The following is a 26,792-nucleotide window of genomic DNA, read 5'->3' on the forward strand; positions in this document are numbered from 1 at the left end:
TCCCATCACCGCGCCCGCGTCACCGCACCCGCGTCACCGTACCTCGGGCACGACGCCGCGGCAGACGGCGATCGGGTCCTCGACCTGCGCTGCCGTCGCGGCGGCCAGGCGCGCCGACCGGGCGAAGCGCGGCTCGGCCAGCACGGTGTCCACAGCCGCCCGCAGTGCGCCCGGCTCGAGTGGCCGCACGACGACCGCGCTGCCCTGCCGGGCGGCCCGATTGGCCAGTTCCCACTGGTCGCCGCCGCCGGGCACCACCACGGCGGGCACCCCGGCGCTCAGCGCCTTGGCGAGCATCCCGTGCCCGCCGCCACACACCACCACGTCGGCCTGCTCGAGCAGCAGGTCCTGCCGGCCGTGCCCGGCCACGACACCGTCCGGCCAGGCCCGCTCGGGCGGCTCGAGCATCGCGACGACGATCCGCATCCCGGAGCCGCCGAGACCCGCGCACACGGCGTCGAGCAGGCCGGGCACGCCGGTGGCCGCGGTGGACGGCGCCACCATCACCAGGGGTCCGTCGCCGGCGGGCGGCTCCAGGACCTCGCGGGTGGGTTCCCACAGCAGCGGGCCCACGACGTGCGCCTGCGCGGGCCAGTCCGGTCGCGGCACCTCGAGGGCCGGAAGCGTGGCGACGAGCCGGGCTGCCGGTCCCGGATCCCGCGCGGCCAGGCCGATCCCGACGCGCGCCTGCGCCCGTTCGCGCTCCCCCTGCCGAATCGAGCGGGCGGTCGCCGCCCGCAGCACCGCGTCCCGCGCCCGGCCGCGCAGGCCGGTGCCGGGGGCGAGACCGCTCCCGACGGGCGGCAACCCCCGCGAGGGCAGATACAGCGGATGGGGCGACAACTCCACCCACGGGATGCCGAGACGTTCCGCGGCCATGCCGCCGCCGGCGGTGAGGACGTCCGAGACGACGAGATCGGGAAGCAGGGCGCTGAGCCCGGGCAGCATCTCCGCCGCGATATGCGCGGCGCGGGCATGGATGCGGGCGCCGGCATCGGCATCGTCGTCCTCCGGACGCGGCGCCAGGCCGGCGAGCGGGGCCAGGGTCACGCCGTCGAGGTCCAGGCCCAGCCACCGCTCGCCGGTGAACAGAACCGGGTCGTCGCCCGCCTCGGCCAGCCGCAGACTCAGGGCTATCGCGGGGATCGCATGCCCCGCGTCCGGCCCGGCCACCACTGCCACTCGCATCGATTCAGACTGCCACACCGGGTTCCCGCACTCTGCGGACAGCGAGGATCGGGCCGGCGGCGGGGCACCCGGACGTGCCGATCCCGTCGGCCCGCCCGGACGGTGCGACGAGGTCGTCGCAGGCGGGCACGTCGACGAGCACGCAGCGTGGCACCGTCCCCAGCCGACGTTCGTCGCGCACGCGCCCGTGATGCCGGGTCCGGCGGACGGCCGCTCCCCCACAGCGAGCGGGCAGGTCCCCGCACGGGTGGCTTCTTCGACGGTCGGCTCACCGATCGGTGGTCGGTCCCTTCGAAGACGGGTATGGCGGTCGCTTCCGGTGATCACTCCGTTCCGGTCGCCCCGGGCGAGCGGCCTTTCAGGGATACGCCGACCAGAACTGGAGCACCTGTTCGCGGGTGGTGACCGTTCCGTTCTCGATGATCAGCAGTTCGTTCCGGTCGAACGTGTAGCGCACAGGTCCCGACACGACCGTGAATCCGGCGGCGTCCGGGACGGCATCGGCCAGCTCGATGTCGGCGCCGTCGCCGAGTCGCAGACCCTTGTAGTAGAGGCCGTCGAAGCCGTTGCGGCACACCAAGACCCGAGATTCCGAAGTGCGCGCCACCGCGACGGCCTCGTCGGCAGCGTTGCAGCGCGGCCCGATGTCGTCGTCGAAGCCCCGGATACCTGCCTGCGCGACGGGGATGCGGTCCGGGCGGCTCTGTGGCGCGGCGGTGGTCGTCGGTGCGAGGGCGGAGGTGGTGATGTCGGTGATCTCCGCCGTGGCCGGGACGGACACCGAAGGAAGCGTGGCCGGGCCGGGGGTGTCGACCCGTCCGGTGGCCGAGATGCCGGCCCGCACGTCCGCGTCCTGCGAGCCGTCGCGGGCGAGCAGGATCCCGGTCAGTGCCCCGGCCAGCGTGACAGCCGCCACCACGCCCAGCAGCACGAGCAGCGGCCGCGGAGAACGCGCCCCCGGATGTCCGGACGCGGCAGGGGGCCCGGGAGACACCGGGGTGGCGGTCGACGCGGCGGAGACCGTCCGCGTCGGCTCGGTGACCGGCTCGTCGAGAGCGGCGCGCGCGGCTGCGGCCAGCGCGCCGCACGTGGGGAAACGATCCTCGGGCCGCTTGGCCATCGCGCGGGCGATCACCGCGTCGAGCGCGGGTGGTAGCTCGGGCCGCGCCGCGGTGGGACGTGGCGGGGCCAGATGCAGATGTGCGTGGACCAGATGCGCCGCCTCGGTTCCCGGGAAGGGGGGCCGCGCCGTGAGCAACTGATAGAGCGTGCACCCCAGGGCGTAGACGTCGGTGCGAGGGCCGGGCGGCCGTCCCTCGATCTGCTCCGGGGAGGCGTACTGCAGGCTGGCGACGAGGATGCCGGTCTCGGTGACCGCCGTGCTGCCGAGACTCTTGGCGATCCCGAAGTCCGCGAGCAGGACGCGCTCCGGTTCACTTCCGCTGCTCGGGGCGAGCAGGATGTTCGCGGGCTTGACGTCGCGGTGCAGCACACCGTGCGCATGCGCGTGATCGAGTGCCCGAGCGGTCTCGGACACGATGCGCACGGCGCGCGCCGGACGCATCGGCCCCTCTCGCAGAGCGCCCACCGCATCGGTGCCGTCCACGTACTGCATCGCAATCCACAACTGGTCGCCGACGTTGCCGCGGTCGTACACGGTGACGATGTTGGGATGTTCGAGCCGCGCGACGTGATCGGCCTCCCGGAGGAACCGGCTGCGGTTGCCGGGATTCGCGTTCGCCGACAGGTCGAGCAGCTTCAGTGCAACGAAACGCGGCAGGTTGGGATGCCGCGCCAGGTAGACGCTGCCCATGCCCCCGGTCGCGAGGCGGCGTTCGATGCGGTACCCGGCGAACACGGAACCGGGCTGCAATTCTCCCACGGTGTCGTCCACTCCCGAGTCCGTCGTGGCGCCCGCCCGACGGCCGTCTCAGAATATCGCGCACCGACGCAGGACCCGCACCCGAATGCTCCGAATCGGATCGCGGTGCTACCCGATGTCGCCCGAGGCGCGGCAGCGTCGCCCGCACCCGGCGTCGGTGGCCCGGTCGGCGGCAGGTGATCACGAGGGCACGAGGCACGCAGCCACCTGGCCGGTTCTGCCCGGCTGCCGGAGCCGGGCAGAACCGTGGGGTCAGCCCGCGTGCAGGAAGGGGTAGTCGGTGTAGCCCTCGGCGCCCGACGAGTAGAACAGCGCCGATTGCGGCTGGTTCTCCGGGTGCTCCCCCGCCCACCGCTCGACCAGGTCCGGGTTGGCGAGGACCGCCCGGCCCACGGCCACGGCATCGGCGTGGGCGGCCTCGATCAGCTCCACCGCTTCGTCCCGGGTGGTCGGCGAGCCGAAGCCGCTGTTGCCGATCAACTTGCCGCCGAACCGCCGGCGCAGCTCCTGCACCAGTTCGCCGGCCGGTTCCTTGTGCAGCACGGAAAGGTATGCCAGGCCCAGTGGACGCAGTCGATCGAGGAGGGCGCCGTAGGTGGCGAGGACGTCGTCGCGGTCGGTCTCGTAGGCGTCCTGGATGTTGTGCTCGGGCGAGATCCGCAGTCCGACCCGGCCGGGGCCGATGGCCGACGCCACCGCCGTGACCACTTCGACGACGAAGCGGGCCCGGTTCTCCGGAGAGCCGCCGTACTCGTCCGTACGCTGATTGGCGGCCGGTGAAAGGAACTCGTGCAGCAGGTAGCCGTTGGCGCCGTGGATTTCCACCCCGTCCAGCCCGGCCTCGATCGCCCGCCGCGCCGCGGCGACGAAGTCCTCGACGATCCCGCGCGCTTCGTCGGTGGTCAGCGCGTGCGGTATCGGGTACGGCTGCTTGCCCTTCTCGGTGTGTCCCACGCCGTCGATCGCAATCGCGCTCGGAGCGACGACCCGTCGGCCGCCGTTCACGTCGGGGTGGGTCACGCGTCCGCCGTGCATCACCTGCATCACGATGTGGCCGCCGCGGGCGTGCACCGCGTCGGCCACCCGTCGCCAGCCGGCCACCTGCGCGTCGGTGACGATTCCCGGCTGGCCGACGAAGGCCTGCGACTCGTGGTTGGGGTAGGTGCCTTCGGTGATGATCAGCCCCACGCTCGCCCGCTGCCGGTAGTGCTCGACCACCAGGTCGCCGGGAACACCCGACGGTCCGGACCGCAGCCGGGTCAGCGGGGCCATGACGACCCGATTGGCGAGCTCGAGATCTACGAGAGTGACGGATGTGAACAGGTCCATGGCAGGGGCAACGGGTGCGGGCACACCTGCGATTCCCGATCGGAGTGCGGCAGGTGTCACACCGGTCGCTGCCGGGGTCAGTCCGGCACGTCAGCCAGCACGTCACCGGCGACGGCGAGCGCCCTGGCCCGGTCACCGGGTACGAGTCCGATCCGGGTGCGGCGGTCGAGGATGTCGTCGACATCCAGGGCGCCCTCGTGGGTGACCGCGAACTCGAGTTCCGCCCGGCTGACGTCGAGTCCGGGGGCGATCGGCTCGAGCGCGTGCGGACCCGCGGCGAGCAGCGCAGCTTCGGTTCCGTAACGCCGCACCAGGTTCGGCGGGGCCGCGACGGTGCGCAGCACGCCGGGCGGGGCTGCGCCGACGAGGGCAAGCCGCGTGGTGCGGCACGGTCCGGCGCGCAGCCCGGCGGCCTCGACCGCCGCGTCGACGGCGTCCTGCGCCATCCGCCGGTAGGTGGTGAGCTTGCCCCCGACGATGCCGATCGGACCGTGCTCGGACCGCACGACGGCGTGCCGGCGTGACAGGTCCGCGGTGGCGTCCCCGATTTCGGTGCCCGGTGCGGACGAGTCGAGCAGCGGCCGCAGTCCCGCGAAGGCCCCGAGGACGTCGTTGCGGGTCAGGGGTGTGGCGAGGGCCGTGTTGGCGGTGTCGAGGAGAAAGTCGATCTCGTTGTCGGTGGCCTGCGGGACGTCCGGCAGCGGGCCGGGCGCCGGCTCGTCGGTCAGACCCAGGTAGATCCGGCCCGACTGGGCGGGCAGCGCGAAGACGAATCGGTTGGTGGCACCGGGAATCGGCACGGTCAGCGCGGCGGTCGGGTTGCCGAGGGCGGTGGCGTCGAGGACGAGGTGCGTGCCGCGGCTGGGCCGTAGCCGGATCGAAGGATCGACCTGTCCGGCCCACACGCCGGCCGCATTGATCACGGCGGCGGCCGCCACCCGGATCTCGGTGCCGGTGAGCGTGTCACGCAGGACGGCGCCGCCGGCGGTGACGGACTGCGCGTCGACGCGGGTGAGGATGCGGGCGCCGTGGGAGGCGGCGGTGCGGGCGAGCGCGACGACGAGCCGGGCGTCGTCGACGAGCTGACCGTCGTACGCGAGCAGGCCCCCGCGCAATCCGTCGCGCCGGACGGCGGGCACCAGGCCGGCGACGCGTCCCGCGCCGATGCGACGCGAGCGCGGCAGCACCGCGGACGGGGTGTGCGCGGAGACGCGCAGGGCGTCGCCGGCCAGGAACCCGGTGCGTACAAGTGCGGCCTCGCCGCGTCCCACCGACGGCAGCAGCGGCACCAGCTGCGGCATCGCCCGCACCAGGTGCGGCGCCGTGTGGGTCATGAGGATGCCCCGCTCGACGGCGCTCTCGCGGGCGATGCCGATGTTCCCGGTGGCGAGGTAGCGCAGTCCGCCGTGGACGAGCTTCGAGCTCCACCGGCTCGTGCCGAAGGCGAGATCGTGACGTTCGACGAGGACGACGCTCAGGCCGCGCGACGCCGCGTCGAGGGCGGCGCCCGTGCCGGTGACACCGCCGCCGACGACGAGCACGTCGACGGTGGGGTCGGCGGCGAGGTCGTCGAGTTCCCGGCGTCTGCGGGCGGCGTCGAGGGCACTGGAGGCAGGTCCGGTCACGGTCGATCCTCTCCGGCAGGTGCGAGGTAGGTGTCCACGGCGTGCGCCAGCTCGGTCAGCAGTGCCTCGCGGTCGACCACCTCGGCGATCATCCCGGCGGACTGCACGACCGACTGGGCGGTGAGCAGTACGAACGCGGCGAGCGCACGGACGTCGCCGCTGCGGACGGTGCCGTCGCGCTGACCGCGGGTGAGCGCACCGGTCAGCACCTCGAGGACCGCGTTCTGGCTGGTGCCGAGCCGGTCCACGATGTACGTCATGAGCAGGTCCGGATCCGATCGGAGGATCTTCTCGAACAGCGGGTGCGCGCCGATCTCGTCGACGGCCGTCACGACGGCCCGTACGATCCGCGGCCGGACGGGTCCCTCGCCGTCGAGATCCGGGAGTACGGCGCGGATCTCCCGGGTGAGCAGGTCCGCGACCAGGGCACGGGTGTCGGGCCAGCGGCGATAGACCGTGGGGCGGCTGACACCGGCGCGGCGTGCCACCTCGGCGAGGGTGGTGCGCCGCAGTCCGAAGTCGAGCAGGCAGGAGCGGGTGGCGTCGAGGATCTGATCCTCGACGGTCGTTGCCGGCGCACCCGACGACCGGAATTCTTCGTTACGGATAGACATTGTATGTAACACTGTAACGCATGACTGTGAGCTTCACACCCCGCCATCCGTCCGCTGCCGCCGAGATGGAGTGGGACGCGTGGGGTACGGCGGATCGCCGGAAGGAACTCGGCGACGGCGTCCGCACCCTGCTGCAGCAGGCCCTCGGCGTGGACACCCACCGGGCCCCGTCCCTGGCCGAGAGCGCGGTGCGACTCCTCCCCTCCCGCCTGGACACGCGGCACCGCCACGGCCTCGGCCGCATCGTCGGCCCCGGGCACGTCGGCGACGACGACGCGGCCCGCCTCCGTCACGCCGGCGGCAAGAGCACCCTCGACCTGCTGCGACGACAGGACCCGGGACCGCAGGATGCTCCCGACGCGGTGGTGCGGCCCGGCAGCCACGACGAGGTACTCGCCGTACTCGACTACTGCGCCGGCGAGGCGATCGCCGTCGTCCCGTTCGGCGGCGGCACCAGCGTCGTCGGCGGCCTGGACCCGGTGCGCGACGGATTCGACGCCGTCGTCGCCGTGGACCTGCAACGGATGAATGCGCTCACCGATCTCGATCCGGTCTCCGGCGTGGCGACGCTGCAGGCCGGCGCCACCGGACCACAGGTCGAGGAACTGCTCGGCGCCCACGGCTTCTCGCTCGGGCACTTCCCGCAGAGCTTCCGCCACGCGACCGTGGGCGGGTTCGCCGTGACCCGGTCCTCCGGCCAGGCATCGGCGGGCTACGGCCGGTTCGACGACATGGTCGAGCATCTCGTCGTCGCGACGCCGAGCGGTACCGTGCGCGCAGGGCGCGCGCCGGCCTCGGCCGCCGGACCGGACCTGCGGCAGTTGTTCCTCGGCTCCGAGGGACTGTTCGGCATCGTCACCGAGGTCGGCGTGCGAATCCACCCGGTCCCCGCCGCGGTCGCCCGTCGCGCCTGGTCGTTCCCCGACTTCGCCACCGGTGCGGACGCCCTGCGCACCCTGGTGCAGACCGGCGCCGTCCCCACCGTGCTGCGTCTGTCGGACGAGTCCGAGACCGCCGTCAATCTCGCGCTGCACGAACACATCGGTTCGACCGCCCCCACCGGCTGCCTGGCCGTGACCACCGTCGAGGGCACCGCGGACCACGTGCGAGCCCGCGCCGCCGAGGTCGATGCCCTGCTCGCAGCCACGGGCGGCACCGACCTCGGCGAAGAACCGGCCCGGACCTGGGAGGACGGCCGGTTCGACGCACCGCACCTGCGCGACGCGCTGCTGGGGGCCGGGGCGCTCGCCGAGACCCTCGAAACCGCCACCACGTGGAGTAATCTGGCGCGGTTGCGGACCGCGGTGACCGACGCGCTCACCGCATCGCTGCAGGATCAGGGCACCCCGCCTCTGGTGCTGTGTCACATCTCGCACACGTACCCCACCGGGGCATCCCTGTACTTCACCGTCGTGTGCGCACAGGCGGACGATCCCCTCGCGCAGTGGTCGGCAGCCAAACGCGCCGCCACGGACGCGATCGTGACGGCCGGCGGCACGGTCACCCACCATCATGCCGTCGGCCGGGACCACCGGCCCTGGATGGCCGAGGAGATCGGCACACTCGGCACCGGCCTGCTGCGTGCGGTCAAGGACGCAATCGACCCGCGCGGCATCCTCAACCCTGGGAAGCTGCTGCCGTGATCGAATCCGTCACCGTCCTGACGAATCCGGCCGCGGGTCCGCGTACCGCGCGCGCGACCAGGGCTGCCACGACCCGGTTGCGCGAACGGGGCCTGCACGTCACCGAGATCGCCGGCGACACCCCGCAGCATTCGCTCGAACTGGTCCGGCGCACCGTGGCCGCCGGTACCGGGGCACTCGTCGCGGTCGGCGGGGACGGGCTCGTCTGGCTCGCCTGGCAGGCACTCGCGCAGAGCGGCATACCGCTCGGCATCGTCCCGGCCGGGACCGGGAACGATCTGGCCCGCGTCCTGCAGCTGCCGTCGGACCCGGTGGCCGCGGCCGACGTGGTCGCCGACGGGTCGACGCGGACGATCGATCTCGGCCGGGTCCGGGCGGCCGGCCGGCCGGACCACTGGTTCGGCACCGTGCTCGCCAGCGGCTTCGACTCACTGGTCACCGACCGCGCCAACCGGATGCGGCGGCCGCGCGGCCGACTGCGCTACAACGTCGCGATGGTCGCGGAACTGGCGCACCTGCGCTTGCTGCCGTACCGCATCACGCTGGACGACGGCGACCTCGAGGTGGCGGCGACGATGGTGGCCGTGGGCAACGCCTCGACCTACGGGGGCGGCATGCGCATCGCCCCGGCCGCACGTCTCGACGACGGTCTCCTCGACGTCGTGATCGTGACCTCGGCCAACCGGACCCGCCTGCTGCGCCTGTTCCCGACCGTCTACCGCGGCACCCATGTCGAGCTGGACGAGGTGACCGTGCGCCGCACCCGGCGAGTGCGGCTCGAATGTCCCGGCATCTCCGCGTACGCGGACGGCGAGCCGCTCGGCCCGCTGCCCGTCGACGTCGAGGCCGTACCCGGAGCCGGAGTCGTCCTCGTGCCCGGTGCTCAGCCCCCGAACGTGTAGAGCTCGAAACCGGCGGCCCGGTCGAAGCCGGGCAGCGCCGCGGTGGCCGACTCCACCTGCGCCCGGGCCTGGTCGATCACCGGGTCGGCCGCGAGCGCCTCGAGGTAGCGGCGATGCTCGGCGAGGGACGCGACGCCGGCCTCGACCGTGTCGGTGACGTCCACCGCGTGAGTCGGAGACGTCGTGTTCACCGCGACCCACCGCACCCCGGGCCACGGCGGCAGCCCCTGCTCGGCCAGCTCCGGGAAGATCCATTCGTTCGCCGCGTCGGCGACCGCGTCGAGCACGCTCAGTCCCAGGGCCCGATGGTCGGCACTGTTGAGGACACCGGGAAACCACGTGAGCCCGAAGTGGCCGGTCACCACCATCTCGGGACGGTGCCGCCGGATCGCCGCCGCAAGATCGCGACGCAGGTCCGGCCCGGCCACCAGGCGGCCGTCCGGGTGCCCGAGGAACTCCACCACCTCGACTCCGACGACGCGAGCCGACGCCCGCTCCTCCTGCTCACGCAGCGGCCCGCACTCGGCCGGCGGCAGACCCGCGATGCCGGCCTCACCGCTGGTCGCCAGCACGTACCGCACGTCCTTGCCCTGGCGGGTCCACCGCGCCACCGCCGAGGCCGCACCGTACTCGATGTCGTCCGGGTGCGCGGCGATCACGAGCGCACGCTGCCAGTCCTCGGGTACCGGTTCCATTCCTCTACTATCGCCGATCCCGGTGCGCCGGTGGGAGCCTCGCGCATACTGGATGTCGTGTCGTGGTCCGGACTCGTCGAAGCAGCGCTCGACGTGCATCTGACCACGACGGCTGCCGCCGTGGTGTTTGTCGTCCTCGCCGTCGGCGGTTTCACCGCGCTCGTCGCACGCCGTAGCCGCCGATGGCTCGTCGTGTGGGTTCCCGTGGCCGTCGTGTCCACGGTTGTGCTCGTGCTCGCGGCGGCCGTGCTCGTCGAGCAGGTGTGGCGACCGTTTCCGGACCGACTGCCGCGCTCGGTGTACGTGTGGTCCGGCCTGGCCGTCCTGGCAATCGCGCTCGGCGCCGGCCGCTGGGTCGTCCGGCACCGGGACCGGCAACCGCTGGCCGCGGCCGGTCTCGTCGTGGCCGTCGTAGCGGTGGTGGTGGCCGCCGCGGGGCAGGTCAACGCGGTGTACGACGCCTACCCGACGGTGCGTGCGGCTCTGGGTCTGAGCAACTACCGCACGGTGCCGCTCGCCGAGGCCTTGGGCTCGGCGGCGGCGACGATCGACCGGCGACCTCTGTCGGAGAACTGGACACCGCGCGGCGACCTGCCGGAAACCGGGGCGGTGACGACCGCACGGATACCGGGCGCTGTCTCCGGATTCCGTGCGCGGGACGCACGAATCTACCTCCCCCCGGCGTACTTCGCCGACCCGCGACCCGAACTGCCCGTGCTGGTGCTGCTGGCCGGCCAGCCCGGTGGCACCGAAGACTGGCTCGTCGGCGGACGGTTGACGCAGATCATGGATGCCTACGCGGCGGAGCACGACGGCCTCGCACCCGTCGTCGTGCTGGCCGACGGAACCGGCGGGCAGTTCGACAACCCGCTGTGCGTCGACTCGCATCTCGGCAACGTCGCGACGTACCTGACCGTCGATGTGCCGGCCTGGGTGCGCAGGCAACTGCAGGTCGACCCGGATCCGTCCGGATGGGCGATCGGCGGCTTCTCCTACGGCGGGACGTGCGCCCTGCAACTGGCGACCACCCGGCCCGACGTCTACCCGACCTTCCTCGACCTGTCGGGGCAGGCGGAACCCACCATCGGAGACCGGGACCGCACCGTCCGGGAGGTATTCGGCGGCGACGCGGCCGCCTTCGCGCGCAACAACCCGGCCGAGTTGCTGACGCGTAACCGGTACCCCGGATCGGCGGGTGTCTTCGTCGTCGGTCTCGACGACCGCGAATATCGCTCCGGGCTGGAGCAGCTGACGACAGCGGCCGCGGCCGCCGGAATGGACGTCCACCTGACGGAGCTTCCCGGCGCACACAGCTTCGCGGTGTGGTCCGCCGGATTGGAGAAGGAGTTGCCGTGGCTCAGCCGACGACTCGGCCTCGTCGCTCGATGACGGCGCGTGCCGGTGGGGTGCTGCGCCGGGCTCCGGTGTCCCTGACCCTGCTCGCGGTGTTCTGGGTGGCCGGACTCGTCACTGGTTCGGTGCTGCACGGCCCGTCGCGCGAGTTGGCCCTCCAGATCTCGCTGGGTACCGGCAGCATCGGCGAAGGCCGCGTATGGGTGCTGTGGACCTCCGGGCTGTTCGCCTCCGGTCTCGGCGAGTACATTCTGGCGACTGCGGCGATCCTTGCGGTGGCCGTGCCCGTCGAGAACCGGATCGGTGCCGGCAGGTTCGCGGTGGCCGCCGTGGTCTCGCAGGGCGCAGGTGCCACGCTCGCGCTCGTCGTGGCGCTGCTCGCGTCCTCCGTACCGAACTCGTGGGGATTCGAACTGCACGGTCACCTGATCGAGGACCCACTGCCGTGGATCCTGGGCGCCCTGCTCGCGGCCACCGCGGGGATGGGCACTCTGTGGCGTCGCCGTATTCGCACACTGGTGCTGGTGTTCCTCGTCACGACCGCGCTGTTCGCCGGCCACCTGCAGGACGTCACGCGCCTCTGCGCGGCGCTGACGGGGTTTTTCCTCGGTCCGGTGCTGTTCGGGCGGGCCGCCCGCGGGCCGGCACTCGGCGGCACGGTGCGGGAGCGCCGCACCCTGGTGGCGCTCGTCGTGGCGGCGAGCGTCCTCGGGCCCGTCCTCGCGGCGTTCTCGCCACACGCCATCGGCCCGCTGTCCGCGCTGCGCGAGCTGTTCGACCAGGTCCCCTATACCGCACGGGAGCTGGTCGACGTCTGCGCGGACCCGGCTCTGCGTGACGAGTGCCGCAAGGGGCAGCAGGCGCTGCGCTTGTCGGGCATCGGGCCCCTGGTGATGAACCTCATGCCGTCGGCGGTGCTACTGGTCGGGGCGGAGGGTCTGCGTCGCGGGCGCCGCGTCGCCTGGCTCCTGTCGGTATGGGGACACGTCGCACTGATCGCCGTGGCCGCAGTGAGCGTGATCGTGCAGATCACCGAGCAGGACGAGACCCGCTCACTGCTGTACGGCGCGCGCCGCAGCAGCTCGGTCTCCATGGAACTCGCACCGCTGCTCGCCCTTGTCGCGGTGCTCGTGCTGCTGCTGGCGACCCGGCGGTTGTTCGGCGTGCAGGCACCGCGCGGCACCTATCCCCGCGTGTGGCTGGGCACCGGGGCCGCCGCAGGCGTCGCCCTCGTCACCTATGTGGCGCTGGGAACGCTGCTCTCCGACGACTTCGACCGCGATCCGGGCATCGGCACGCTGCTGCGCGACGCGCCGCGACGGCTCGTGCCGCCTGTGTACCTGCAGTTGTTCGAACCCCCCGTACTGCCGCTGACGTCACCCGCCACACTGCTGTTCGAGTGGGTCGGAGTGCTCGTGTGGGTCACATTCTGCATGCTGATGCTCCGCAGCTTCGTGGTCCCCGCCGTCGGGCACGATCCCCGCGACGAGCTTCGCGTCCGTGCGCTGCTGCACCGCCCGGGGGGTAGTTCCCTGTCCTGGATGACCACGTGGAGCGGCAACCGGTACTGGTTCACCGCCGACGGCCGGCACGCCGTCGCCTACCGGGTGCACTCGGGTGTCGCGCTGACCACCGGTGACCCCGTGGGCAATCCGGCCGACCTCGAGCGGGCGGTCGACGAGTTCGCCACGTACTGTCTCGGCAACGGCTGGACCCCGTGCTTCTACTCGGTCGGGGAGGACACCGCCGCAATCGGCCGGGGTCACGGCTGGAGCTGCCTGCGGGTAGCCGAGGAGACGGTCGTGGCATTACCCGGCCTCGCCTTCAAGGGCAAAAAGTTCCAGGACGTGCGCACCGCCCTCAACCGCGCCGTCAAGGACGGAGTGCAGGCACGGTGGACGACGTTCGCCGAGGCTCCGCTGGCGGTGACGGAACAGATCGTGGCGATCTCCGAGGAGTGGGTCGCCGACAAGGGCCTCCCCGAGATGGGCTTCACCCTCGGCGGCCTCGAAGAACTGCGCGACCCGGAGGTGCGACTGCTCCTGGCGATCGACGCGGACGACCGCGTGCACGCGGTGACGTCGTGGCTGCCGGTCTACCGGGACGGCGCCCTGATCGGTCTGACGCTGGACTTCATGCGCCGCCGCTCGGAGGGATTCCGTCCCGCAATGGAATTTCTCATCGCCTCCGCCGCGATGTCCGCGCAGGAGGAGGGTCTCGAGTTCCTCAGCTTGTCGGGCGCGCCGCTCGCCGGAACCGACCCGGCGGCCGACGCACTCGACCGCGGCGCACTCGACGCGCTGCTCGATCTGCTGGGCCGCACCCTCGAGCCGGTCTACGGATTCCGGTCCCTACTCGCCTTCAAAACGAAGTTCCAGCCGCAGCACCGGCCCATGTACATGGTCTTCCCCGACGCCGCAGCACTGCCCACGATCGGACTCGCCGTCGGGCATGCGTATCTGCCCGACGTGTCGCTCGGGCAGGGACGCCGGCTGGTCGCGCAGTTGCTGCGCCGATGAGCCGGCGTGACCTCACACCCGGGTGATGTGATCGTCCTTGCTGCCGCTCACGGCCTTGTACACCATGTAGCCGCCGAAGATCAGCGCACTCACCACGAGAATTCCGAACAGGTGCTCCGCGAGCGCCCCGATCACCACGAGAGCGATCCACACCAGCGCCACCACACCCACGATCTTCCAGAACATCGTCCACTCCTTGCCTCGTTGCCGTCGAGGTCGATCCTGACACTCCCCGCACCGAAAAACACCAGGTCAACGCAGAGATCAGGGAAAGATGGGTGGTTACCCGGAGACCGGAGCCGCACTGCTGGGGGCCCGGCCCGGAGCGGGGTGGTGACAGGGAGCACGCCGCGGCGACATACCCTCGACAGGTTCGGTCCCCTCGTCAGAAGGCTGAGAATCGTGTCCTCGACCCGCAGCACGCCCGCCCGCGACCTGGCACAGATCGCCGTGTTCGCCGCCCTGATCATCGCCCTGGGCCTGCCCGGACAGATCACCGTGGGCTCGTCGGGCGTGCCGATCACGCTGCAGACGCTGGGCGTCATGCTTGCCGGCGCCCTGCTCGGCGTCCGCAGGGGCGTGCTGTCGGTGGCGACGGTGATCGTGCTGGGCCTGGCGCTGCCGGTGCTCGCGGGGGGACGCACCACGCTCACGGCGCTGGCCGGGCCCACGGTCGGCTTCCTGCTCGGCTGGCTGCCCGCCGTGGCGGTGATCGGCTGGCTCTCGGCGCGCATGCTGCCCCGCTACCGGGTGCTGCCGGGCATCGCCGTCAACGTGCTCGGCGGCATCGTCGTGCTCTACGCGTTCGGGATCGCCGGCATGCTCGCGCGCACCGATCTCACGCTGTGGGCGGCCCTGAGCGCGAACGCCACCTTCCTGCCCGGTGACCTGCTCAAGGCCGTCGTGGCGGCGGTCGTCGCCGCGCAGGTGCACCGCGCCTACCCCGCCCTGTCGAGTCCGAGCGCACCGGCGCGCCCGGCCGCCGATCCCGCGCACTGAACGTCGCGCCGGACACGACCGCATGAGCGAGATCCGCTTCCGGCAGGTGGGGCACGCCTACGGGGAGCGCACCGTCCTCGACGGCATCGACGTGACCCTCACCGAACGCCGCGTCGGGATCGTCGGTGCCAACGGCAGCGGCAAGTCCACCCTGGCGCGGATGATCAACGGACTGGTGGTCCCGACCTCCGGCACCGTCACGGTGGACGGCCTCGACACCGCCCGCAAGGCCCGCGAGGTGCGCCGGCGCGTGGGATTCGTGTTCACCGATCCCGATCATCAGATCGTGATGCCCACTGTCGCGGAGGACGTCGCCTTCTCCCTGCGCCGCAGCGGACTCGGCAAGGACGAGCGCGCGGAACGGGTACGGCGGGTGCTCGCCGACTTCGGGCTGGCCGGGCACCACGACCACCCGAGTCACCTGCTCTCCGGTGGGCAGAAGCAACTCCTCGCCCTCGCGGCGATCATGGTCACCGAGCCGCACGTACTGGTGGCGGACGAGCCGACGACGCTGCTGGACCTGCGCAACGCCCGGCTGATCGCCCGGACCTTCGCCGCCCTCGAGCAGCAACTGGTCGTGGTCACCCACCATCTGGATCTACTGGCGGGCTTCGATCGGGTGCTCGTCGTCGACGGCGGCCGCGTCGTCGCCGACGATGCGCCGGGCCCGGCGATCGACTTCTACCGCAAGCTGGTCTCGTGAGCACCCTGGGGCTGTACCACCGCGCGTCGTCGCCGGTGCACCGGGCACCGGCGGGACCGAAGCTGCTCGTCACGGCCGCGCTCATCGTGGCGCTCACGGTGTGGATGCGGCAACCGTGGCAGGTGCCGGCCGCCTCGGCACTCGTGCTCGGGCTCTACCTGCTGGCCCGGATCCCGCCCCGTCCCGCGCTGCGACAGCTTCGGCCGCTGCTGTGGATGCTCGTGGTGATCGCGGCGTTCCAGGTGCTGCTCGCCGGCTGGGAACGGGCGGTGGTGGTGTGCGGCCAGCTGCTGGTCGCGGTGGCCCTGGCCGCGCTGGTCACGCTGACGACCCGGGTGAGCGACATGCTCGACGCGATCGTGACGGGACTTCGTCCGCTCCGCCGGGTCGGCGTCGACCCGGAGCGGGTGGGTCTCGTCCTGGTGATGACCGTCCGGGCGGTCCCGATGCTCGGAGCGATCGTCGCGCAGGTCACCGAGGCGCGGAAAGCCCGCGGCCTCGGCTTCTCGCTGCGGGCCCTGGCGGTGCCCGTCGTGGTGGGGGCGCTGCTGACCGCCGAGGCGATGGGTGAGGCCCTCGTGGCCCGCGGCCTGGACGACTAGTCGCCGGCGCGCCGTCAGTTCCGGTAGCGGCTCTCGATCTGCTGGATCTCCCGCCACGACTGGGCCCAGCCCTCGAGTCGATCCGACGCCGAGATCAGCTCGGCGCGCTGACGGTCGAGCAGATCCATCGAACGGGTCCCGTCCGGGGCCGCCGCGAGCCGGGCCGCGGCGGCGACGAGTTCCTCGAACTGGTCGACGCCCGTGTCGAGCCGCTTCCCGGCGGCCGCGACGGCCGGACCGAGGTGGGCTTGGGCGGCGGCGCTGTCGCGGGCCGCGGCTTCGAGTGCGACCACGTCGACCGCGACTGCTTCGAGGGCGCCGGCGGCGTCTCGGGCGGCCGACGCGATCTCCTCCAGATCGTCGGCGGCGACGGTGCGGGACCGGGCCAGCACCGTCAGCAGCTGGGCGAGACTCTGTTCGTCGCTGGCGAGCCGGGCCATCGGGGACCGCGCGACGGAACCCGACGGCGGCAGGGCCCGGCGGGCGGGCGCCGGCGGCGGCAGCGCCACGGCGTCGAGACGCCGGAAGGTACGGAACGCGAGTGCGGCGGGCACGACGAGCGCGGCCGTCGTGCCGCCGGTGGCGACGACGGTCCAGTCGGGAGCCGACGCTGCCACCAGGGTCGCGGTGCCGACCCCACCCATTCCGGAGGCAGTGCCGAAGATGCGGGCACGGCGACGCGCGCGACGCTTCTTGCGCCGCAGCCGGGCCGCGGGGTCGTTCCAGCGGCGCGCCGCCTCGACCACGTTGCCGGTCATGTCCCGGAGCGCGGCCGCGGCCGGACCGGGAAACTGTCCGGTCCGGCCGCGTGCGGGAATGTTCATGACGATGTCGCGTTTCTGCAGTCGGTGATCGACGCCGGCGCTACTGAGAGCCGGCGCTACCCGCCGCCGAGGGCGGTTCCTTGGTCGGGTTGACCGCGGGGGTCGCGGGCGCCGCGGCGCCGGGCAGCGCCTCGCCCTTCATGGAGGCGCGGATCTGCTCGAGACGGCTGTGGCCGGCCATCTGGACGGTGGCCTGCTGGACCTCGAGCATCCGGCCGTGCACCGAGTTCTGGGCGAGCTCGGCCGACCCGAGCGCGGTGGCGTAGCGACGCTCGATCTTCTCGCGGACCGCGTCCAGGCTCGGCGTGGTGCCCGGCGCGGCGAGCGTCGAGTCCATCGAGCGCAGGGACTCGCTCACGCGCTCCTGCATCTTGGCCTGCTCGAGCTGGCTGAGCAGCTTGGTGCGCTCGGCCACCTTCTGCTGCAGCGCCATCGCGTTCTGCTCGACGGCCTTCTTCGCCTGTGCCGCAGCCTGCAGCGACTGGTCGTGCAGGACCTTCAGATCCTCGACGGACTGCTCGGCGGTGACCAGCTGGGCAGCGAAGGCCTCTGCGGCGTTCGTGTACTGGATGGCCTTCTCGGTGTCGCCGGCCGCGTTGGCCTGGTCGGCCATGAGCACGGCCTGCCGCGCGCTCGCGTTCAGCTTCTCGACCTCGTCCAGCTGCCGGTTGAGCTTCATCTCCAGCTGACGCTGGTTGCCGATGACGGACGCGGCCTGCTGGGACAGCGCCTGGTGCTGACGCTGCGCATCCTCGATCGCCTGCTGAATCTGGACCTTCGGATCGGCCTTCTCATCGATCTTGGAGTTGAACAGTGCCATCAGGTACTTCCAACCCTTGACGAACGGATTAGCCATGGGTGTGATCCTGCCTCCATCTGGTACGCCGCGGCGAACGCGACCCGATGCACGGCCCTCGCGCACCGTTTCCGGACGGTCCCGGGAGCCCCGCATACCCGGCCGTCGTGTGTCCCGAGCCACCCCCCGGTGGTGACCCGGAGTGTGTCGCTTTCGTCCGCGTCCGGCCAGGCCGTCGCGGTCCGACCTCCATGTTATGCGGCAGCCAGCGCGCGTGCCGCCGGCGGCGGGATCACCACCCGCGTGTCCTGCGCCACGAGTGCCGCGTGCTCGGCGGCGAGGGCCTCCGAGTCGCGGGGAGCCGGCTCGGCTCCGACGACCGCCGCTCCCACCGGGGTCCGGCCGCGGGCGGGAACCGCATCGGCGAGCGACTCGCTGACGTCGAAGAGCACGTCGGACAAGGGCACGTCGAGGGCGTCGCAGATCGCGGCGAGCAGTTCGCTCGACGCCTCCTTGCGTCCGCGTTCGATCTCGGAGAGGTAACCGAGGCTGACCCGGGCGCTGCTGGAGACCTCACGCAGGGTGCGGCTCTGCGAAACGCGGGTGCGCCGAAGGCTGTCACCGATTGCCTCACGCAACAACAGCGCCATCCCATCCTCCTTCGTCCGTCGTCGCTCAACCCGTCAACGCACGACGCACGTCGCCGGGTTCCCGGCTCCCCGCCCGGGCACGAAAACCCCTGCCGGGCGCGGCTCCGCACGGGTCCGGTTGCCACCGGTACCGCGGTGTCAAGACACTACATCCCCGCGGCGGCGTGCACGCGGGTGAGTAGGCCCGACACGGCGGCGTGGGTGGCACCGGACCGGATGTCCCACCGGTCTCCGGACACCGACGGACAAGTGACCACCGTGCCTCCCGGTCCGGCGATCCCGAGGTACAGCGTGCCCGGCGGATGCCCGTCCTGCGGATCCGGCCCGGCCACGCCGGTGACGCCCACGCCCCACGTCGCGGCGCAGCGCGCCGCGGCGCCCTCGGCCAGGGCCGCGGCGGTCGACTCGGAGACCGGCCCGTCCGCCGCGAGGCGCCCCGCATCCACCCCCGCCAGGGTGGACTTGAGGTCGGTGGCGTAGACGATCAGCCCGCCGCGCAGCACCACGCTTGCACCGGGTACCCCGGCGATCGTCGCCGCAATCAGCCCGGCCGTGAGAGATTCGGCCGTCGCCACCGTCTGCCGCTGCGCGGCCAGGGCCGCGACCAGCTCCGCGGCCGCGGTACCGGCAACGAGGGGGTCGGGCACCATCCCACTCACTGCCCGTGCTGTTGCTCGACGCGGTGCACGCCGGCGCGTAGCCGCACCGCCTGGACGACGTAGTCGATGCCGGTGCCGACCGTCAGGATCACTGCCAGCGCCATCAGCGCGACCGCGAACGGCGTCGCCGCCGCCGGCAACGGCAGCAGGTACAGCACGATCGCGAGGGACTGGAACAGGGTCTTGGCCTTGCCGCCGCGGCTCGCGGGGATCACCGCGTGCCGCAACACGAAGAAGCGCAGTGCGGTGACGCCGAGTTCGCGCGCCGCGATGATGCCGGTCACCCACCACGACAGGTCACCGAGCAGCGACAGGCCCACGAGGGCGGCGCCGATGAGGGCCTTGTCGGCGATCGGATCGGCGAGCTTGCCGAAATCCGTCACGAGTCCGTGCTTGCGCGCGAGCTGGCCGTCGATCCGGTCCGTGATCGCCGCGACGGCGAACACGGCCGTGGCGGCGAGGCGCCACGCGGCATCGTGGCCGTCGCCGGCGAACAACACCAGCAGGAACACCGGCACCAGAGCGATCCGCACCATGGTGAGGATGTTGGCGATGTTCCACAGCGGCACCGGCTCCGCGGCCGCGGGCGCGTGCGGCCCGGGGGCCGCCGCGGCCCCACCGGTCCCGGCCACCTCGGGATGCGGCGCGCTCACACCGGCCTCCCTGCCGCGGACGGCGCCGGGGGACGACGCGGACCCGGGTCCGCCGGGGCGACACGTGAGCATGGAGATCCGACCGGCACACGGACACAATATCGGTAGAGCGACCGGCTACTGTTCACCACTATGAATTCGCGGACGACGGACCCGGAACCCCACGACCGCATAGTCGTGCGACGGGCGCGAACCGGCGACATTCCGGAGATCAAGCGACTGGTCGACATCTATGCGGGCAAGATCCTCCTCGAGAAGAATCTCGTCACGCTGTACGAGTCCGTGCAGGAGTTCTGGGTGGCCGAGACGGCGGGCACCGTCGTCGGCTGCGGGGCCCTGCACGTGCTGTGGTCCGACCTGGGCGAGATCCGCACCGTCGCGGTGGATCCGCGGGTCAAGGGCCGCGGAGTCGGCCACCTGGTCGTCTCCCACCTGATCGACGTCGCCCGCGACCTCGAACTGGAGCGGCTGTTCGTACTCACCTTCGAGGTCGAGTTCTTCGGCCGGCACGGATTCACCGAGATCGACGGCACTCCCGTCACCGCGGAGGTGTACGCGGAGATGTGCCGTTCCTACGACACCGGTGTGGCCGAGTTCCTGGACCTGAGCTACGTCAAGCCGAACACCCTCGGAAACACCCGGATGCTGCTCTCCCTCTGAGCCTCTTCCCCCACCACGAATGCGAGGATCCATGCCGCTGTTCGCTGTCGAGTACACCTACTCCGAGGCCACCGCCGACGGCCGCGACGAGCACCGGCCCGCCCACCGGGGCTGGCTCGGAGCACTCGTCGACGCCGGGACGGTACGCGCGACCGGCCCGTGGGCCGACGGGTCGGGCGCGCTGATCGTCGTCGAGGCTGCGGACGAGCCGGCCGTGCGCGAGGTCATGGCGCAGGATCCCTTCGCGCGTCGCGGCCTGGTCGACGACGTCCGGATCACGGAGTGGCTCCCGGTGATGGGCGTCTTCAACGACTGACGCCCCTCACCGGTGCCGCGAGGTCAGGTGAGGTCGGCCTTCTCGCTGCGCGTCTTGAGCAGACTCGCCACGGTCGTCACCACGAGCACACCGACGATCACGCCCAGCGACAACCACGTCGAGATCTCCGGCACCGCGACGTGCTCCCCGCCGTTGACGAACGACAGCGTGTTCTCGTGCAGCGCGTGGAGCACCAGTTTGATCCCGATGAACCCGAGGATCACGGACAGGCCGTAGGACAGGTAGACCAACCGTTCGAGCAGGCCGCCGATGAGGAAGAACAGCTGTCGCAGGCCCATCAGAGCGAACGCGTTGGCGGTGAACACCAGGTAGGGCTCGCTGGTGAGGCCGTAGATCGCGGGGATCGAGTCGAGCGCGAACAGGATGTCGGTGAAGCCGATGGCGGCCAGGGCGAGCAGCATCGGGGTCGCGAACCGCTTGCCGTCGATCCGGGTGAACAGCTTGTCGCCGTGGTACTCGTCGGTGGTCGGGTACACCTTGCGGACCAGGGAGACGATCCGGTTCTCCCGCTCCTTCTCGTGCTCGACCTCCTCACCGTGCTCGCGGATCAGCTTGATCGCGGTGTAGATGAGGAATGCGCCGAAGAGGTAGAACACCCAGCTGTAGGTGTTGATGGCCGCGGCACCGACGGCGATGAACGCCCCGCGCATCACGAGTGCCAGGACGATGCCGATGGTGAGTACCTTCTGCTGGTACTCGCGCGGCACCGCGAAGGTCGACATGATGATCACGAAGACGAACAGGTTGTCGACGCTGAGAGCCTTCTCGGTGACGTACCCGGCGAAGTACTCACCGCCGTACGTCGGTCCCCAGACGGCGAACACCACGACGCCGAACACCACGGCGAGGCCGATGAACACCGCCGACCAGAAGCCCGACTCGCGCAACGTGGGCGCGTGCGGTTTGCGGACGTGCGCGTAGAAGTCGAAGACGAACAGTCCCAGGATCACCAGGATGGTGACGATCCAGACGAGCGGGGTGACATGCATCTGCAGGCATTCCTCCGGTAGGCACAGCAAACCACCGGAGGTCTCTCCCACCTCGACTCACGGCTCCGAGGAGCGGCTTCGAGGTCGACAGCCCCGGGACGACATCGGTGTCGCACGTGTTGACGGAACTGCCGCGAGTTAGGGGATACTCCCCTCCACTTCGTCCATTCAACCACATGCGGGAAGCGGCATCGATCCGTGCCGCCCCTACTCCGCCGGTGCCGGCGCGTCCGCGTCCCCGCCGCCCCGGATGGAGAGCAGCAGGCCGTCGAGTTCGTCCGGCTTGACCAGGACCTCCCGCGCCTTGGAGCCTTCGCTGGGACCGACGACCCCGCGGGTCTCCATCAGATCCATCAGGCGCCCCGCCTTCGCGAACCCGACCCGCAGCTTGCGCTGCAGCATCGACGTCGACCCGAACTGACTCGACACCACCAGCTCGACCGCCTGCAGGAACACGTCGAGATCGTCACCGATGTCGGGGTCGACATCCTTCTTCTCGCCGGGCTTCGCGGTGGTGACACCCTCGGTGTACTCCGGTTCCTTCTGGTTCTTGGCGAAGTCGACGACGGCCGCGATCTCCTCGTCGGTGATGAACGCGCCCTGCATTCGGATCGGCTTGCCGGCACCCATCGGCAGGAACAGGCCGTCACCCATGCCGATGAGCTTCTCGGCACCGGGCTGGTCGAGGATGACTCGGGAGTCCGTCAGCGACGAGGTGGCGAACGCGAGTCGCGACGGCACGTTCGTCTTGATCAGACCGGTCACCACGTCGACGGAGGGCCGCTGGGTGGCGAGCACCAGATGGATGCCGGCGGCCCGGGCCTTCTGCGTGATCCGCACGATGGCGTCCTCGACGTCACGGGGGGCCGTCATCATCAGGTCGGCGAGTTCGTCGACGATCGCGAGGATGTAGGGGTACGGCCGGTAGACCCGCTCGCTGCCGAGCGGCGCGGTGATCTCGCCGGACCGGACCTTGGTATTGAAGTCGTCGATGTGCCGGACCCGGTTGGCCTGCATGTCCTGGTAGCGCTGCTCCATCTCCTCCACCAGCCACGCGAGAGCGGCGGCTGCCTTCTTCGGCTGGGTGATGATGGGCGTGATCAGGTGCGGGATGCCCTCGTACGGCGTGAGCTCGACCATTTTCGGGTCGATGAGGATCATCCGGACCTCGTCCGGGGTGGCCCGCACGAGCAGCGACACGAGCATCGAGTTGACGAAACTGGACTTGCCGGAGCCGGTGGAGCCGGCGACGAGCAGATGCGGCATCTTGGCCAGGTTCGCGCAGACGAAGTCGCCCTCGATGTCCTTGCCGAGCCCGATCACCAGCGGATGGTGATCCTTGCGTGTCGACGGAGCGGCGAGCACGTCGGCCAGACGCACCAGTTCGCGGTCCGAGTTCGGGACCTCGATGCCGACCGCGGACTTGCCGGGGATCGGCGCGAGCAGGCGCACGTTGTCGGTGGCCACGGCGTAGGCGATGTTGCGGGCGAGCGCGGTGATCTTCTCGACCTTCACGCCGGGTCCGAGTTCCACCTCGTACCGTGTGACCGTCGGGCCGCGGGTGAAGCCCGTGACCGCGGCGTCGATCTTGAACTGTTCGAGCACCTCGGTGATGGCCTCGATCATCTGGTCGTTCGCCGAACTGTGTTTCTTGGGCGGATCGCCCTCGAGCAGCAGCCCGAGCGACGGCAGAGCGTAGTCGCCCTCCACCACCCGGTCGGGAACGAGCGGCTCGAGCTTGCCGTCGTCGGAGGGTTCCTCGACCGGCGGGACCGGCGCGGGAGCCTTCTTGGACCGGGCGCGGGCGCGCGGCGGCTCGGGTGCCGGTTCCGGTGCGGGTTCCGGCGCCGGAGGCGCGGCGGGCGCCGGCTCCGGATCCCACACCGGCAGCACCTCGGTGCGGGCGTCGCCGTCGAATTCGTCCGTCGGGTAGTTCTCGACGGGGGTACGCCGCCGGCCCCGGGTACGCCGCTCGACCAGGTAGCCGTCGGCGTCGAACAGAGTCGGGTCGTGCTCCGGGTCGTAGTCGTCGGCGTGGTCCGGGTCGTACGCGCCGTACTCGTCGTCGGCCCGATAGTGCAGGCCGAAGTACTCGCGGAACATCCCGGGCAGTTCCCGGATCGTCGTGCCGGTGAGCAGCAGGATCCCGAACCCGGCTGCCATCAGCAGCAACGGCACCGACAACCACACCGTCAGACCGTCGGTGAGGGGCCCGCCCACCAGATATCCGAGGAAGCCGGCGCCCCCTGCCCGGCCCGCGCCGTCGGTGGGCATGCCCGAGGCGATGTGCCACAGGCCGAGCGCGGGGAGGGCGACGAGTATCGACCCCAGGACGAGCCGGGGCCGGATCTCCGGCCGCGGCTCGGTGCGCATGAGGACGACCGCGATCACGAGACCGGTCAGCGGCAGCACGGCGCTGGCGCCGCCGACGAGCGCGCGGACCGCGGCCTCGATCCAGCCGCCGAGCGGGCCGCCGACGGCGAACCAGACGCTGCCGGCGACGACGACGCTCGCGGCGATGAGCCCGAGGGCGATGCCGTCGCGGCGGTGGCCGTGCTCGACCTCCGTCACCCTGCCCACCGTGCGGGTGGTGGCACCCACCCCGCGGGCGATCATCGTCCAGCCGGTGCCGATCCCGCGGCCGAGCGTCTGCAGGACGCCCGGCCGTGACGAACGAGAGGGCGCCTTGCGCCGGGGGCCGGCGGTGCTGCGAGCCGGGCGTCGTGCGGCGGGTTGCCGGCGGGTCGTCGTGGCGGGCTTGCGGGTGCTGCCCTTCGCCCGCGACGCGCCCGAGGCCCCGGACGAGCCGCGCGCCCCCGACCTCGACCGTGAGGTCGTCGACGACGATCCGCGGGCACCCGACTTTCCTGCCATACCCGTCAGGTTAGTCGCAATGTCCACAACCGAACCATCCGCAACACCGGCATCAGCCGCGCGCGGTGGTCACACGGGCGGATCAGATGCCGCGACCGGACGCGGCAACCTCCGCGACGTCGGCGGCCGGCCCGGTGGTCTCGACGCGCACCTCGTCACGGCCGAAGGCGTGCAGCAACAACTCGGACGGTTCGCCGCGCAGGATCACGGTGCGCGGACCGCGCCGACGGACCGTCGCGCGGGTGCCGTCGGGGCGCTCGAACACCACGGTGACGTCGGTGCCGCGGTAACCGCGCCGGCCGATCTGCCGGGCCATCTGCCACAGGCGGTCCTGGGTCGGTGCGTCGAGCGGTCGCGGCTGCCACCCGGGCGCGGCGCGGCGCACGTCCTCGTGGTGGACGAACATCTCCGCGGCATTGGCGATCCCGTCGACGAGGTACAACGGCGACCAGACCGGCGGGCCGGACTCGATGTCGGCGAGCAACTGCTCCCACGGTCGGTCCGCCGCCCCGGCGCGCACCCGCTCGGTGTGCCCGGCCAGCGGAGGCAGGACGATGCCCGGCATCGTGTCGATCCGGCGTTCGCGGACCACGAGATGGGCGGCCAGGTCCCGGGTGGTCCAGTCCCCGCACAGGGTGGGGGCGTCGGGACCGGTCTGCGTCATGGTGCGGACGAGTGCGTGTCGTTCGTCACGGGCGAGGCTCACACGGCCCACTGTAGCGTCGGACCACCGCTGCCGCCGGACCGTCCGCGCCGTGGAGTGCCGCTACGCCGGACCCGGAACGGTGATCACCGTCGGCACGATCATCGGCCGGCGACGGTAGGTGTCGGACACCCAGCGCCCGACGACGCGGCGGATCGCCTGGGCGATGCGGTGGGCGTCGTCGATGCCCTCGGCAGCGAGTTCGTTGAGGACCTTGTCCACGAGCTGCGCGGCCTCGGACAGTGCCCCCGGGTCGTCGGAGAACCCGCGGCCGGACACCCCCGGCGTGCTCACGGCGCGGCCGTTCTCGTCGACGGCGACGGAGATGGAGATGAAGCCGCCCTCGCCGAGGATCAGCCGGTCCGACAGGGTGGATTCGCCGACGTCGCCGACCGACAGGCCGTCGACGTAGACGTGGCCGACGGGTACCTGCCCGACGATCTCCGCGAGCCCGTCGACGAGGTCGACGACCACGCCGTCCTCCGCCAGCACGATCCGCTCCCGCGGAACCCCGGTCGCCTCGGCGAGCGCCGCGTTGGCCCGCAGGTGCCGCCATTCACCGTGCACCGGCATCGCGTTCGTCGGGCGCACCGCGTTGTACAGGTACAGCAGTTCGCCCGCGGAGGCGTGGCCGGAGACGTGCACCTTCGCGTTCTGCTGGGTGACGACGGTGGCGCCACGCTTGGCGAGGCCGTTGACGACCGCGAACACCGAGTTCTCGTTGCCCGGGATCAGCGAGGACGCCAGGACGACGAGGTCGTCGGCCCGGATGTTGATCTGCCGGTGTTCGCCCCGCGCCATCCGGGAGAGCGCGGACAGCGGTTCCCCCTGGGAGCCGGTGGAGATCAGCACGAGCCGGTTGTCGGGCAACGTCGCCGCGGTGTCGAGATCGACGACGAGCCCGTCCGGCACCCGCAGGTAACCGAGGTCCTGCGCGATCTGCATGTTGCGCACCATCGACCGCCCGACGAAGGCGATGCGGCGGTTGTACCGCTCGGCGACGTCGACGACCTGCTGGATGCGATGCACGTGGCTGGCGAAGGACGCGACGATCACGCGCTGGGTGGCCTTGCCGATGACATTGTCCAGCACGCCGCCGATTTCGCGTTCCGGCATCACGAAGCCGGGAACCTCGGCATTGGTGGAGTCGACGAGGAACAGGTCGACGCCCTCGTCACCGAGCCGGGAGAAGCCGGCGAGGTCGGTGAGGCGGCCGTCGAGCGGCAACTGGTCGAGTTTGATGTCGCCGGTGTGCAGCACGAGGCCGGCCTCGGTACGGACGGCGACGGCGAGCGCGTCCGGGATCGAGTGGTTGACGGCGAAGTACTCGCACTCGAACGGCCCGTGCGTGGTCCTGTCCCCCTCGACGACCTCGACGAGGTTGGGACGCAGCCGGTGCTCGCGGCATTTCGCGGCGACGAGTGCGAGGGTGAACTTCGAACCCACGACCGGGATGTCGGGACGCAGCCGCAGCAGGAACGGCACCGCCCCGATGTGGTCCTCGTGCCCGTGGGTGAGGACGACGGCTTCGACGTCGTCCATGCGGTCCTCGATGTGCCGGAAGTCCGGCAGGATGAGGGCGACGCCGGGCCG

The 26,792-nt window shown here is 71.6% G+C and carries 26 protein-coding genes; 9 read left to right on the forward strand and 17 right to left on the reverse strand.

The annotated features are described in order from the left end of the window. Positions 1 to 33 precede the first annotated feature (33 nt). The 6 genes from OEY_RS0103995 to OEY_RS0104020 form a co-directional block, all read right to left on the reverse strand. Positions 34 to 1,188 carry a glycosyltransferase gene (locus tag OEY_RS0103995; protein WP_026137740.1) on the reverse strand — a complete coding sequence of 385 codons (1,155 nt, stop codon included), beginning with the start codon at positions 1,186 to 1,188 and terminating at the stop codon, positions 34 to 36. A gap of 4 nt (positions 1,189 to 1,192) precedes the next feature. Next, positions 1,193 to 1,369: a hypothetical protein gene (locus OEY_RS30375; protein WP_157179985.1), complete on the reverse strand. Its 177-nt coding sequence runs from the start codon at positions 1,367 to 1,369 to the stop codon at positions 1,193 to 1,195. A gap of 177 nt (positions 1,370 to 1,546) precedes the next feature. After that, complete coding sequence (locus OEY_RS0104005) at positions 1,547 to 3,082, reverse strand: serine/threonine-protein kinase (protein ID WP_010592653.1); 1,536 nt, start codon at positions 3,080 to 3,082, stop codon at positions 1,547 to 1,549. A gap of 240 nt (positions 3,083 to 3,322) precedes the next feature. After that, positions 3,323 to 4,399: an alkene reductase gene (locus OEY_RS0104010; protein WP_010592654.1), complete on the reverse strand. Its 1,077-nt coding sequence runs from the start codon at positions 4,397 to 4,399 to the stop codon at positions 3,323 to 3,325. Positions 4,400 to 4,476: 77 nt separating this feature from the next. Continuing rightward, positions 4,477 to 6,024, reverse strand: a complete 1,548-nt coding sequence (locus OEY_RS0104015) for a glycerol-3-phosphate dehydrogenase/oxidase (RefSeq protein WP_010592655.1) — start codon at positions 6,022 to 6,024, stop codon at positions 4,477 to 4,479. Then, on the reverse strand, positions 6,021 to 6,638 hold the full coding sequence (locus OEY_RS0104020; protein WP_010592656.1) for a TetR/AcrR family transcriptional regulator: 618 nt from the start codon (positions 6,636 to 6,638) through the stop codon (positions 6,021 to 6,023). Before OEY_RS0104020 ends, OEY_RS0104015 begins: the two co-directional genes overlap by 4 nt. Positions 6,639 to 6,658: 20 nt before the next feature. Between OEY_RS0104020 and OEY_RS0104025 the strand changes: the two genes are divergently transcribed. Both OEY_RS0104025 and OEY_RS0104030 read left to right on the forward strand, forming a co-directional pair. Further along, positions 6,659 to 8,281 (forward strand): FAD-binding oxidoreductase, encoded by a 1,623-nt coding sequence (locus OEY_RS0104025; RefSeq protein WP_010592657.1) that lies wholly within the window; start codon positions 6,659 to 6,661, stop codon positions 8,279 to 8,281. Then, positions 8,278 to 9,183 carry a diacylglycerol kinase gene (locus OEY_RS0104030; RefSeq protein ID WP_010592658.1) on the forward strand — a complete coding sequence of 302 codons (906 nt, stop codon included), beginning with the start codon at positions 8,278 to 8,280 and terminating at the stop codon, positions 9,181 to 9,183. The genes OEY_RS0104025 and OEY_RS0104030 overlap by 4 nt, the downstream gene beginning before the upstream one ends. On the opposite strand, the gene OEY_RS0104035 is transcribed toward OEY_RS0104030, so the two are convergent. Next, positions 9,165 to 9,878, reverse strand: a complete 714-nt coding sequence (locus tag OEY_RS0104035) for a PIG-L deacetylase family protein (protein WP_010592659.1) — start codon at positions 9,876 to 9,878, stop codon at positions 9,165 to 9,167. The two genes, OEY_RS0104030 and OEY_RS0104035, sit on opposite strands and share 19 nt — an antisense overlap. A 57-nt stretch (positions 9,879 to 9,935) precedes the next feature. Here OEY_RS0104035 and OEY_RS0104040 point away from each other — a divergent pair, with 57 nt between their 5' ends. Then, positions 9,936 to 11,267, forward strand: coding sequence for an alpha/beta hydrolase (locus OEY_RS0104040; protein WP_010592660.1), 1,332 nt, complete (start codon positions 9,936 to 9,938; stop codon positions 11,265 to 11,267). Continuing rightward, on the forward strand, positions 11,264 to 13,750 hold the full coding sequence (locus tag OEY_RS0104045; RefSeq protein WP_010592661.1) for a DUF2156 domain-containing protein: 2,487 nt from the start codon (positions 11,264 to 11,266) through the stop codon (positions 13,748 to 13,750). Before OEY_RS0104040 ends, OEY_RS0104045 begins: the two co-directional genes overlap by 4 nt. 12 nt (positions 13,751 to 13,762) lie before the next feature. Here OEY_RS0104045 and OEY_RS30780 read toward each other — a convergent pair whose 3' ends face one another. Further along, positions 13,763 to 13,936: a hypothetical protein gene (locus tag OEY_RS30780; RefSeq protein WP_003935645.1), complete on the reverse strand. Its 174-nt coding sequence runs from the start codon at positions 13,934 to 13,936 to the stop codon at positions 13,763 to 13,765. A 216-nt stretch (positions 13,937 to 14,152) separates the two neighbouring features. Between OEY_RS30780 and OEY_RS0104055 the strand changes: the two genes are divergently transcribed. The 3 genes from OEY_RS0104055 to OEY_RS0104065 are packed head-to-tail and all read left to right on the forward strand — an operon-like array spanning position 14,153 to position 16,054. Continuing rightward, the gene (locus OEY_RS0104055) at positions 14,153 to 14,749 is read left to right on the forward strand and encodes a biotin transporter BioY (RefSeq protein ID WP_010592662.1); all 597 of its coding nucleotides are present in this window, start codon (positions 14,153 to 14,155) and stop codon (positions 14,747 to 14,749) included. A 22-nt stretch (positions 14,750 to 14,771) separates the two neighbouring features. After that, positions 14,772 to 15,452 (forward strand): energy-coupling factor ABC transporter ATP-binding protein, encoded by a 681-nt coding sequence (locus OEY_RS0104060; RefSeq protein WP_010592663.1) that lies wholly within the window; start codon positions 14,772 to 14,774, stop codon positions 15,450 to 15,452. After that, positions 15,449 to 16,054: an energy-coupling factor transporter transmembrane component T family protein gene (locus tag OEY_RS0104065; RefSeq protein ID WP_010592664.1), complete on the forward strand. Its 606-nt coding sequence runs from the start codon at positions 15,449 to 15,451 to the stop codon at positions 16,052 to 16,054. Before OEY_RS0104060 ends, OEY_RS0104065 begins: the two co-directional genes overlap by 4 nt. Positions 16,055 to 16,068: 14 nt before the next feature. Here the strand turns inward: OEY_RS0104065 and pspM are convergent, their stop codons facing one another. The 5 genes from pspM to pgsA all read right to left on the reverse strand — a co-directional run bounded on the left by pspM (position 16,069) and on the right by pgsA (position 19,636). Continuing rightward, a complete protein-coding gene (gene pspM, locus OEY_RS0104070) occupies positions 16,069 to 16,878 on the reverse strand; it encodes a phage shock envelope stress response protein PspM (protein WP_010592665.1) in 810 nt (269 codons plus the stop codon). 40 nt (positions 16,879 to 16,918) lie between these two features. Further along, complete coding sequence (locus OEY_RS0104075) at positions 16,919 to 17,734, reverse strand: PspA/IM30 family protein (protein ID WP_003935651.1); 816 nt, start codon at positions 17,732 to 17,734, stop codon at positions 16,919 to 16,921. A gap of 194 nt (positions 17,735 to 17,928) precedes the next feature. Further along, on the reverse strand, positions 17,929 to 18,324 hold the full coding sequence (locus OEY_RS0104080; protein WP_010592666.1) for a helix-turn-helix domain-containing protein: 396 nt from the start codon (positions 18,322 to 18,324) through the stop codon (positions 17,929 to 17,931). Between the two features lie 146 nt (positions 18,325 to 18,470). Continuing rightward, positions 18,471 to 18,971, reverse strand: a complete 501-nt coding sequence (locus OEY_RS0104085; protein WP_026137742.1) for a CinA family protein — start codon at positions 18,969 to 18,971, stop codon at positions 18,471 to 18,473. Positions 18,972 to 18,979: 8 nt separating this feature from the next. Then, positions 18,980 to 19,636 carry a CDP-diacylglycerol--glycerol-3-phosphate 3-phosphatidyltransferase gene (gene pgsA / locus OEY_RS0104090; RefSeq protein WP_010592668.1) on the reverse strand — a complete coding sequence of 219 codons (657 nt, stop codon included), beginning with the start codon at positions 19,634 to 19,636 and terminating at the stop codon, positions 18,980 to 18,982. A gap of 132 nt (positions 19,637 to 19,768) precedes the next feature. Between pgsA and OEY_RS0104095 the strand changes: the two genes are divergently transcribed. Both OEY_RS0104095 and OEY_RS0104100 read left to right on the forward strand, forming a co-directional pair. Further along, positions 19,769 to 20,296 (forward strand): amino-acid N-acetyltransferase, encoded by a 528-nt coding sequence (locus OEY_RS0104095; protein WP_082061259.1) that lies wholly within the window; start codon positions 19,769 to 19,771, stop codon positions 20,294 to 20,296. A 31-nt stretch (positions 20,297 to 20,327) separates the two neighbouring features. After that, entirely contained in the window at positions 20,328 to 20,612 is a 285-nt protein-coding gene (locus OEY_RS0104100) for a YciI family protein (protein WP_010592670.1), read from the forward strand. A gap of 23 nt (positions 20,613 to 20,635) precedes the next feature. On the opposite strand, the gene OEY_RS0104105 is transcribed toward OEY_RS0104100, so the two are convergent. The 4 genes from OEY_RS0104105 to OEY_RS0104120 all read right to left on the reverse strand — a co-directional run. Then, positions 20,636 to 21,622 (reverse strand): TerC family protein, encoded by a 987-nt coding sequence (locus tag OEY_RS0104105; protein WP_010592671.1) that lies wholly within the window; start codon positions 21,620 to 21,622, stop codon positions 20,636 to 20,638. Between the two features lie 207 nt (positions 21,623 to 21,829). Further along, the gene (locus OEY_RS0104110) at positions 21,830 to 24,496 is read right to left on the reverse strand and encodes an FtsK/SpoIIIE family DNA translocase (RefSeq protein WP_192811058.1); all 2,667 of its coding nucleotides are present in this window, start codon (positions 24,494 to 24,496) and stop codon (positions 21,830 to 21,832) included. Between the two features lie 82 nt (positions 24,497 to 24,578). Further along, the gene (locus OEY_RS0104115; RefSeq protein ID WP_026137743.1) at positions 24,579 to 25,202 is read right to left on the reverse strand and encodes a TIGR03085 family metal-binding protein; all 624 of its coding nucleotides are present in this window, start codon (positions 25,200 to 25,202) and stop codon (positions 24,579 to 24,581) included. Positions 25,203 to 25,262: 60 nt separating this feature from the next. After that, the coding region (locus tag OEY_RS0104120; protein WP_010592674.1) for a ribonuclease J at positions 25,263 to 26,792 on the reverse strand (1,530 nt) is incomplete at its 5' end.

The organism is Rhodococcus sp. P14, from assembly GCF_000256505.1.
In the GTDB taxonomy this organism is placed as follows: Bacteria; Actinomycetota; Actinomycetes; order Mycobacteriales; family Mycobacteriaceae; genus Rhodococcus; species Rhodococcus ruber.

Excerpts from the sequence above, each read along its gene's own strand:
- OEY_RS0103995 (WP_026137740.1), bottom strand. The coding sequence starts at position 1,188 with ATGCGAGTGGCAGTGGTGGCCGGGCCGGACGCGGGGCATGCGATCCCC.
- OEY_RS0104010 (WP_010592654.1), bottom strand. The coding sequence starts at position 4,399 with ATGGACCTGTTCACATCCGTCACTCTCGTAGATCTCGAGCTCGCCAAT.
- OEY_RS0104020 (WP_010592656.1), bottom strand. The coding sequence starts at position 6,638 with ATGTCTATCCGTAACGAAGAATTCCGGTCGTCGGGTGCGCCGGCAACG.
- OEY_RS0104025 (WP_010592657.1), top strand. The coding sequence starts at position 6,659 with ATGACTGTGAGCTTCACACCCCGCCATCCGTCCGCTGCCGCCGAGATG.
- OEY_RS0104035 (WP_010592659.1), bottom strand. The coding sequence starts at position 9,878 with ATGGAACCGGTACCCGAGGACTGGCAGCGTGCGCTCGTGATCGCCGCG.
- OEY_RS0104045 (WP_010592661.1), top strand. The coding sequence starts at position 11,264 with ATGACGGCGCGTGCCGGTGGGGTGCTGCGCCGGGCTCCGGTGTCCCTG.
- OEY_RS30780 (WP_003935645.1), bottom strand. The coding sequence starts at position 13,936 with ATGTTCTGGAAGATCGTGGGTGTGGTGGCGCTGGTGTGGATCGCTCTC.
- OEY_RS0104060 (WP_010592663.1), top strand. The coding sequence starts at position 14,772 with ATGAGCGAGATCCGCTTCCGGCAGGTGGGGCACGCCTACGGGGAGCGC.
- pspM (WP_010592665.1), bottom strand. The coding sequence starts at position 16,878 with ATGAACATTCCCGCACGCGGCCGGACCGGACAGTTTCCCGGTCCGGCC.
- OEY_RS0104075 (WP_003935651.1), bottom strand. The coding sequence starts at position 17,734 with ATGGCTAATCCGTTCGTCAAGGGTTGGAAGTACCTGATGGCACTGTTC.
- OEY_RS0104080 (WP_010592666.1), bottom strand. The coding sequence starts at position 18,324 with ATGGCGCTGTTGTTGCGTGAGGCAATCGGTGACAGCCTTCGGCGCACC.
- OEY_RS0104095 (WP_082061259.1), top strand. The coding sequence starts at position 19,769 with ATGAATTCGCGGACGACGGACCCGGAACCCCACGACCGCATAGTCGTG.
- OEY_RS0104100 (WP_010592670.1), top strand. The coding sequence starts at position 20,328 with ATGCCGCTGTTCGCTGTCGAGTACACCTACTCCGAGGCCACCGCCGAC.
- OEY_RS0104105 (WP_010592671.1), bottom strand. The coding sequence starts at position 21,622 with ATGCATGTCACCCCGCTCGTCTGGATCGTCACCATCCTGGTGATCCTG.
- OEY_RS0104110 (WP_192811058.1), bottom strand. The coding sequence starts at position 24,496 with ATGGCAGGAAAGTCGGGTGCCCGCGGATCGTCGTCGACGACCTCACGG.